This window comes from Chlorobium phaeovibrioides (assembly GCF_003968655.1).
In the GTDB taxonomy this organism is placed as follows: Bacteria; Bacteroidota; Chlorobiia; order Chlorobiales; family Chlorobiaceae; genus Chlorobium; species Chlorobium phaeovibrioides.
Map to the genome: position 1 here is coordinate 1 of NZ_RXYK01000035.1, position 2,634 is coordinate 2,634.

Consider the following 2,634-nt stretch of genomic DNA (forward strand, 5'->3'; position numbering starts at 1 on the left):
CGAAATTTCCTGCCGTCGAACAACTGATCGGCAACGAAGTCCATGCTCCAGGTCTGATTCGCTCGAACGGCCTCTACTTTTTCTACTCGGTGTTGCCCACTGCGATTTCTGCTCGGGCGCTTCGTTCTTGTCGGTTCCGCCCAACCTCGAACACGAATTCCGCTGAACATCGAACAGTAATTCCGCGAAACCTCGAACAGGTTTTCCGCTCCAACTTCGAACGATTTTAGCCCATCGGGCGGAAAAGGTGTTCGACGTGCCGGAAAGAGCGTTCGAAGTTGTCCGGAAAAGGCATCTCCCGCAATTCTTCTGCAGGTTGACGTATCCTGTAGCCTTCTCGTTTCAGAGAACCAAACCAGAAGGCTATGCAACCAAAACAAGGCAGAAGAAAAACCATGAAAACCATCAGGGAAATCGCCCGGCTCCATCTCCAGAAAGAGCTGAGCATGCGGGCCATCGCCGCATCCTGCAAACTGTCGGTCTCAACGGTGCAGGGATATGTGAAGAAGATTGAAACCCTGGGCCTCGAGTACGACGCCCTCAGTGCGCTGTCGGACAAGGAGCTGCAACAGCGCCTGCAGCCGGCATCGAAACCCGCTCCGAAACATCCCGAGCCGGACATCGCGCAACTGGTCGCCGAACTCAAGCAGTCGAACGGCAAGGTGACCCGCCAGCTCCTGCATGAGGAGTATCTGGCACAGTGCCCCGACGGCTACAGGAAGACGCGCTTCTATGAGCTCATCAAGGCGTGGGAAGCGCAGGACAAGGCAACCATGCGCATGACGCACACGCCGGGAGAGAAACTGTTCATAGACTTCTCCGGCGACAAGCCGAGCTGGATTGATCCGGACACCGGAGAGGTGCATGAGCCGGAGCTCTATGTCGCCGTCCTTGGTGGCAGTTCCTACACCTTCGCCTGCGCCGTCCCAAGCCAGAAGGCGGAAGACTTCGCCATGGCGACAATCAAGGCCCTCGAGTTCTTTGGAGGCTGTCCCCAGGTACTGGTGATCGACAACCTCAAGAGCGGCGTCACGCACGCCTGCTACTACGATCCCGAGATCAACAAGACCTTTGCCGAACTGGCACTCCATTACTCGCTTGCCGTCCTGCCGGCACGGGTACGCAAACCCAAGGACAAGGGAAAGGTCGAGAGTGGCGTGCTGCAGGTGCAGCGCCGCATCCTTGCCCCGCTGAGGAACCGCCGCTTCTTCAGCCTTGAAGAGCTCAACAAGGCCATCGCCGAGCAGCTTGAAGCGCTCAACAACCGCACGATGCGACAGTACGGCAAGAGCCGCCGGGAGCTGTTCCTGGAGATCGAGCAGCACCGGCTCGCGCCGCTGCCGCAGGAGCGTTTCAGCATCGGCTACTGGCGCAAGGCCAAGGTGCATGTCGACTACCATGTCGCCGTCGAGAAGAACTTCTACAGCGTTCCCTACGCGCTGATCCACAAACAGGTCGACATCAAGTACACGGCGCACCAGGTGGTCATCTACCACGATGGCGAAGTCGTGGCTCGTCACATCCGGACCCTGAAGCAGGGGCAGTTCGTCACCGATCCGACGCATATGCCGCACGAGCACCGCTTCTACAAGGAGTGGAGCCCGGAGCGTATCCGCTCATGGGGCGCCAAAATCGGCCCGAACACCGCGCGGCTCATGGAACGGATCATGGAAACCCGCGTGCATCCCGAACACGCGTTCAGGAGCTGCCTTGGGATCATCCGCCTTGCCAGGACCTATACGCCTGAACGGCTTGAACGGGCGGCACCCAAAGCAATCGAGCGGAACCTGTTGGCCTATCGGAGCATCAAGTCCATGCTGGACAAGGGGCTCGACACCGTCACACTCTTCGATGAGCCCGAAGTGGAGCCAGCCATCGCCATCGACCATCAGAACATCAGGGGAGGTGGCTACTATGCTTGACCGTGTCAAAGAACAGTTGGTCGCCATGAAACTCCATGGCATGGCCGAAGCGCTCGAGGCCCAGCTCCGCACGCCCTTTGTCGCTGAGATGGACTTCACCGAGCGGCTTCAACTGCTCGTGGAGCAGGAGAAAAGCTTCCGGGAGGACCGGAAGCTCACCATCCTTCTGCGCAAAGCCAGGCTCCGTTATCCCGGAGCCTGCATCGAAGAGCTGCACATGAATCCGAAGCGGGGCATAACGAAGGCAACGGTCATGGACCTCGCTCGGCTCTCTCGCGTGCAGCTGCTCATTATCGACGACTGGGGCATGACGCCCCTCAATGACGCTGGAAGACGGGATATCCTGGAGATCATGGAAGACCGGCACAACGTGCAGTCGACCCTGATCAGCACCCAATATCCGGTCTCGGAGTGGCACCGGCTCATCGACGATCCGACCCTTGCCGACGCCATCTGTGACCGGCTGATCCACAACGCCTACCAGATCCCGTTGAAGGGTGAATCCATGCGTAAAATGCTCGCTAAGCTCGACTAACTTCGAACACTTTGACTACATTGCTCTTGCAGACTGAATGACGGGTATTTTACTGTTCGAAGTTCACCGGAACAGGTGTTCGAAATCGGCGGAACCGCCATCGTTCTCAAGTTCAGGCTCTGTTCGCGATAAATCCGACGCAGTCGCTTGTGATTGTCGGTAAAGCCTTCTCGTCTG

Annotated in this window: 3 protein-coding genes; all 3 read left to right on the top strand. The window is 58.1% G+C overall.

Annotated features, from left to right (window positions below; all coding sequences use genetic code 11):
- On the top strand, nucleotides 1–230 hold a 230-nt coding region (locus EKD02_RS10110), incomplete at its 5' end, for a hypothetical protein (RefSeq protein WP_221762998.1).
- A 165-nt stretch (nucleotides 231–395) separates the two neighbouring features.
- Nucleotides 396–1,922 carry an IS21 family transposase gene (gene istA / locus EKD02_RS09730; protein WP_126385307.1) on the top strand — a complete coding sequence of 509 codons (1,527 nt, stop codon included), beginning with the start codon at nucleotides 396–398 and terminating at the stop codon, nucleotides 1,920–1,922.
- Nucleotides 1,915–2,457 (top strand): ATP-binding protein, encoded by a 543-nt coding sequence (locus EKD02_RS09735; RefSeq protein WP_126385305.1) that lies wholly within the window; start codon nucleotides 1,915–1,917, stop codon nucleotides 2,455–2,457. Before istA ends, EKD02_RS09735 begins: the two co-directional genes overlap by 8 nt.
- Nucleotides 2,458–2,634 lie beyond the last annotated feature (177 nt).